We start from the raw sequence: 5,073 nt of genomic DNA, 5'->3' as shown, positions 1-5,073 counted from the left end.
AACCGCGCCCTCGCCGGGCATGATCCCGGCGAGCGGTCTCTGTCCAGGCCATCGTGCACTCCATCTCGTCTCGCAAACGGACGGAATCACAACCTGCTGAGATCGCTCAACTCTTTTCGGGTTCGGCTCTGAGGACGCCCGACATGGCCCCCCGAACAGTATGCGGCTTCCATCCGGTGGCGGCGATGATCTCGTCGATGGTCGCGCCGCCTTCGGCGCGGAGCATTTCCATCAGCGTCTCCTTCTTTGTGCCTTTCCGGGGCTGGACCGGGGCGGGCGGCGCGTTCACCGGAGTCTCATCCTGTGTGTCCGTGATCCCGAGCGCGCTGTAGGCGAGCGGGGTGGCGCGCAGCGTGATCGGGCCGCGCTCCTCGTCATGCCGCCAGATGGCCTCGAGATCGGTCGCCGGGACCTCATCGATCAGCCCGCGCTTCAGCAGGCTCTTGCAGACATTGCCGACGGCGCCGCCCTTGAGGCTGGCGGTGATGGGGAAGATGGACCCGTCCTCGCGGGCGCAGGCGGTGGAGAGGATGACGGCCTGGGCGTCGGAAAGCTGGATCTGGGTCATGGGGTCGTCTCCTTGATCGGGGCCGCGACCGTCGCGGCCCTCCCACGACCCCGAGCCGCGCCTCGGCGCGGCGGGAGTTCCGGCAACGCCGGGGATCATTCGTTGGGCGCGTCCTCACCGAAGGCGAAGGCCGTGATCTCGGCGAGCCGCTCGGTGATGTGGCCGAGGCTGCCGACATGGCTCCAGTTCACCTCGTCCGGGCCGACGTTGAAGTGATCGTCGCTGAGCGCCTGCAGGCGGGCGAGAATCTCGTCGATCTCGGCCTTGCGGGCGACGAAGGCGGTGAGCGCCGCCTCCTGGTTCTTTCGCGCCTTCTCGGCGCGGGCCTCAAAGCGCGGGGTGGTGATCGGGTTCAGGCGGGTGGTCATCGTCGTAGCTCCGGGCGAGTTGCATAGTCCTTGTGATCGGACGTTCGCTCGACGCGCCCGGCTTATCAACCGGATAAGCACCTGATTTTGAATGATAATCGGAGACCGTCATGCAGGGCATGAGCGAGCGCCAGTATGCCGCCCGCGTCGGCCTGTCACGCGGCGCGATCCAGAAGGCGAAGGCCGCCGGCCGGCTGGTGCTGCACGAGGACGGCAGCATCGACGCGGAGGCCAGCGATGCCCTGCGGGCGCAGGCGACCGATCCTTCGAAGACCAGTAAGACGCCGGCGAAGGAACGAAAGTTGAAGCCTGTGCCCGAGGCGGCCGTCTCGGCTGTTGGCGGCACGCTGCGCGAACAGGGGCTGGCCGCGCCCACGACCGGCGGCGGCACCACCTTCCTGCAAGCGAAGACGGCAAATGAGGTGCTGAAGGCGCAGGAGCGGCGCATCCGGCTGCAAAAGCTCAAGGGCGAGCTCGTCGACCGCGCCCGAGCGGAAACGCTTGTGTTCCGGCTCGCGCGCGAGGAGCGCGATGCCTGGGTCAACTGGCCGGCGCGGGTGGCTGCGCTGATGGCGGCGGAACTGGGAGCGGATACGGCGGCCATGCAGAAGGTTTTGGAGGCCCATGTCAGCGCCCATCTCGAGGAACTCGCCCAGCCCCGGATCGTCCTCTGACGAGGTCGCGCAGTTCGATGGGGCCGAGGCGCTGCTCCGGGCCTGGGGCCGCGGGCTCACGCCCGATCCCTGGCTGACCGTCTCGAAATGGGCGGACAGGCATCGCTGGCTGAGCTCGCGCGCGAGCGCCGAGCCCGGCCGGTATCGCACCGAGCGCACGCCCTACATGCGCGCGATCATGGACGCGCTTTCGCCCGGCCATCCGGCGCAGCGGGTGGTGTTCCAAAAAGCCGCACAGGTCGGCGCGACGGAGGCCGGCAACAACTGGATCGGCTTCGTGTTCCACCAGGCGCCGGGGCCGATGCTGGCGGTCCAGCCGACGGTGGAGCTCGCCAAGCGCAACTCGCGCCAACGGATCGACCCGCTGATCGAGGAGAGCCCGGCGCTGAGGGAACGCGTGCGGCCGGCGCGGGCGCGCGACAGCGGCAACACGCAGCTGTCGAAGGATTTCCCCGGCGGCGTGCTGGTGCTGACCGGCGCGAACTCGGCGGTGGGGCTGCGGTCGATTCCGGCGCGCTACGTTTTCCTCGACGAGATGGACGCCTATCCGGCCTCGGCAGACGAGGAAGGCGACCCGGTCGCGCTCGCCGAGGCGCGCTCGCTCACCTTCGCGCATAGGCGCAAGGTCTTCCTGGTCTCGACGCCGACGATCCGGGGGCTCAGCCGGATCGAGCGCGAATACGAGGCGTCCGACCAGCGCCGCTTCTTCGTGCCGTGCCCGCATTGCGGCGCGATGCAGTGGCTGCGGTTCGAGCGGCTGCGCTGGGAGAAGGGCAAGCCGGAGACGGCAGCGTACCACTGCGATGCCTGCGAGGAGCGGATCGAGGAGCACCATAAGCCGGCGATGCTGGCGGCGGGCGAATGGCGGGCAACCGCCGACCCCCGCGATGCGCGGACGGTGGGGTTTCATCTCTCGGCGCTCTATTCGCCGCCGGGGTGGAAAAGCTGGGCCGACATCGCGCGGGACAAGGAGACGGCGGCGGACTCGGACGAGGCCGAGCGGGTGTTCCGCAACACGGTGCTCGGCGAGACGTGGATCGAGACCGGCGACGGCGAGCCATTGTCCGCCATTGGTCCGAGGACAATGGCGAGCGACTGGCAGCGGATCGCCGAGCGGCGCGAGGACTGGCCGGCAGGGACCGTGCCCGACAAGGGTCTGTTCCTGACCGCCGGCGCCGACGTGCAGAAGGACCGGATCGAGGTCGATGTCTGGGCCTGGGGCCGTGGCCTCGAAAGCTGGCTCGTCGATCACGTGGTGATCGAAGGCGGCCCGGCAAACCCGGAATGCTGGGACGCGCTGACGGAGCTGCTCGGCCGCACCTGGCGGCATGCCGGCGGCGCCGAACTGGGGCTGGCGAAGCTCGCCATCGACACGGGCTACGAGACGGCCGCGGTTTACGCTTGGGCGCGCTCGGTCGGCTTTGCTCAGGTGGCGCCGGTGAAGGGGGTCGAAGGCTTCAACCGGTCCAGTCCCGTCTCCGGGCCGACCTATGTCGACGCGACCGTCTCGGGCAAGCGCCTGCGCCGGGGCGCGCGGCTCTGGACGGTGGCGGTGTCCACTTTCAAGGCCGAGACCTACCGCTTCCTGCGGCTGGCGCGACCGACGGTCGAAGAACTGGCGGAAGGCGCCGCGCTCCCGCCCGGCACGGTGCATCTGCCCGGCTGGGCCGACACCGAGTGGATCCGGCAGCTCGTCGCCGAGCAGCTGGTGACGGTGCGCAACCGCCGCGGCTTCGCGAAGCTCGAATGGCAGAAGCTACGCGAGCGCAACGAGGCGCTCGACTGCCGGGTGTATGCCCGCGCCGCCGCCTGGATCGCCGGCGCCGATCGCTGGGGCGAGGCGACATGGGCCGATCTGGAGGCACAGGTGGGCATCAGGGGCACGGAACCGGACCGGGCCGAGGGGCAGGCGCCCGCGGGCCGGATCCATCGCAAACCGGGGCGGCGCGCGCGGCGCGTCTGCCGCTCGAGCTACATGGGGTGAGCCATGCTTGTCGATGACCTGATCGCCCGGCGCGAGGCGCTTCTCGAGGCGCGCTATCGCGGGGTGCGGACCGTCGAGGTGGAGGGAAGGCGCATCACCTATGCCTCGGACGCCGAGATGGCCGCGGCCTTGGCCGATATCGAGCGGCGCATCGCCGATGCCAGTGCCGGCCGGCGCCGGCGCATCGTGCGGGCGACCGCCAGCAAGGGGCTCTGAATGCGGCGCGCGCTCGGCCAGCTGCGCCGGCGGATCGGCGCCTTCGTCGGCGGCTTCGATGCCGGCCAGGCCGGGCGGCGGCTGCGGCACTTCCAGCCCTCGCGCGCCCATCTCAACACGCTGATCGCGGCGGCCGGGGCCGACATCACCGCCCGCGCGCGCTGGCTCTCGCGCAACAACGGCTATGCGGTGAACGCGGTGGAAAGCTGGGCCGGCAACGTGGTGGGCGCCGGGATCAAGCCTTCCTCGCTCATTGCCGATGCCGATCTGAAGGCACAGGTCCAGCGGCTCTGGCTCGACTGGACCGACGCGGCGGACGCCGAGGGCTTGACCGACTTCTACGGGCTGCAGCGCCGCGCCGCGCGCGAGGTGTTCATCGCCGGCGAAGTGTTCTTCCGCTCCCGCCCGCGCCGGCCCGAGGACGGGCTGCCGGCGCCGCTGCAACTGCAGATGATCCCCTCGGAGATGCTGCCGCTCACCCGCAACGAGCCCTTGCCCGGCGGCGGGGCGATCCGGCAGGGGATCGAGTTCGATTGGCTGGGCCGCCGCGTCGCCTATCACTTCCTGCGCCGCCATCCGGGCGACGTGACCGATCCGGGGCTGGCCGGCGAGACCGTGCGCATCCCGGCCTCGGAGATCGTGCATGTGGTCGATCCGGTCGATGCCGGGCAGCTGAGGGGCGTGTCGCGCTTCGCGCCGGCGGTCGCCAAGCTCTTCCTGCTCGATTAGTATGACGACGCCGAGCTCGACCGGAAGAAGGTCGCGGCGATGCACGCGCTCTTCATCACCACCCCGGCGCCGGCCGAGGCGTTCGATGCGGCCGAGAGCGACGAGGACGGCGCGCGGGTGCTCGACCTGCAGCCGGGCAGCGTGACGATGCTGGCGCCCGGCGAGGAAATCCAGGCATCGAGCCCGGCGGACGTGGGCCAGACCTACGAGCCCTTCCAGTATCGCACGCTCCTGCAGGTCTCGGCCGCGCTCGGGGTGCCCTATGCGTATCTCACCAACGACATGGTGCGGGCCAACTACTCGAACTCGCGGCTGGCGCTTCTGGAGTTCCGCCGCCGGGTCGAGGCCTACCAGCACGCGGTGATGGTCTATCAACTCTGCCGTCCGGTCTGGGCGCGCTGGATGGACAGCCTGTCAGGCAAGAAGGGGTCGCAGGAAGTCTGTTCTCTTAACCTTCTTGACTGACGAATGACATGACGGTTTCGATGGGGCGTCTGCCCTGGTTTCGGTAGCCCAGATGCGGGCGCTCGGTAT

Annotated in this window: 5 protein-coding genes and 1 pseudogene; 4 read left to right on the top strand and 2 right to left on the bottom strand. The window is 69.9% G+C overall.

The annotated features are described in order from the left end of the window. Positions 1–106 precede the first annotated feature (106 nt). Together LY05_RS14830 and LY05_RS14825 are read right to left on the bottom strand one after the other, a co-directional pair. Positions 107–568: a DUF3489 domain-containing protein gene (locus tag LY05_RS14830; protein ID WP_148923688.1), complete on the bottom strand. Its 462-nt coding sequence runs from the start codon at positions 566–568 to the stop codon at positions 107–109. A gap of 95 nt (positions 569–663) precedes the next feature. Further along, positions 664–936 (bottom strand): hypothetical protein, encoded by a 273-nt coding sequence (locus LY05_RS14825; RefSeq protein WP_148923687.1) that lies wholly within the window; start codon positions 934–936, stop codon positions 664–666. 110 nt (positions 937–1,046) lie between these two features. Here LY05_RS14825 and LY05_RS14820 point away from each other — a divergent pair, with 110 nt between their 5' ends. The 4 genes and pseudogenes from LY05_RS14820 to LY05_RS14805 form a co-directional block, all read left to right on the top strand. Beyond that, positions 1,047–1,610: a hypothetical protein gene (locus tag LY05_RS14820; RefSeq protein WP_148923686.1), complete on the top strand. Its 564-nt coding sequence runs from the start codon at positions 1,047–1,049 to the stop codon at positions 1,608–1,610. Beyond that, on the top strand, positions 1,561–3,594 hold the full coding sequence (locus LY05_RS14815) for a phage terminase large subunit family protein (RefSeq protein WP_148923685.1): 2,034 nt from the start codon (positions 1,561–1,563) through the stop codon (positions 3,592–3,594). Before LY05_RS14820 ends, LY05_RS14815 begins: the two co-directional genes overlap by 50 nt. A 3-nt stretch (positions 3,595–3,597) precedes the next feature. Next, positions 3,598–3,810 (top strand): phage head-tail joining protein, encoded by a 213-nt coding sequence (locus tag LY05_RS14810; RefSeq protein ID WP_072748509.1) that lies wholly within the window; start codon positions 3,598–3,600, stop codon positions 3,808–3,810. Beyond that, a pseudogene (locus tag LY05_RS14805) lies at positions 3,811–4,947 on the top strand (phage portal protein); the annotation flags it as partial. It lies immediately after the preceding gene. Positions 4,948–5,073: the final 126 nt, after the last annotated feature.

The organism is Oceanicella actignis (assembly GCF_008124525.1).
Lineage (GTDB): Bacteria > Pseudomonadota > Alphaproteobacteria > Rhodobacterales > Rhodobacteraceae > Oceanicella > Oceanicella actignis.
Note: the sequence above shows the minus strand (reverse complement) of the source record. Positions and strands in the feature narration are given on the sequence as shown.

Coding starts and splice junctions, on each gene's coding strand:
- LY05_RS14810 (WP_072748509.1), top strand. CDS start 3,598: ATGCTTGTCGATGACCTGATCGCCCGGCGCGAGGCGCTTCTCGAGGCG.
- LY05_RS14820 (WP_148923686.1), top strand. CDS start 1,047: ATGCAGGGCATGAGCGAGCGCCAGTATGCCGCCCGCGTCGGCCTGTCA.
- LY05_RS14815 (WP_148923685.1), top strand. CDS start 1,561: ATGTCAGCGCCCATCTCGAGGAACTCGCCCAGCCCCGGATCGTCCTCT.
- LY05_RS14830 (WP_148923688.1), bottom strand. CDS start 568: ATGACCCAGATCCAGCTTTCCGACGCCCAGGCCGTCATCCTCTCCACC.
- LY05_RS14825 (WP_148923687.1), bottom strand. CDS start 936: ATGACCACCCGCCTGAACCCGATCACCACCCCGCGCTTTGAGGCCCGC.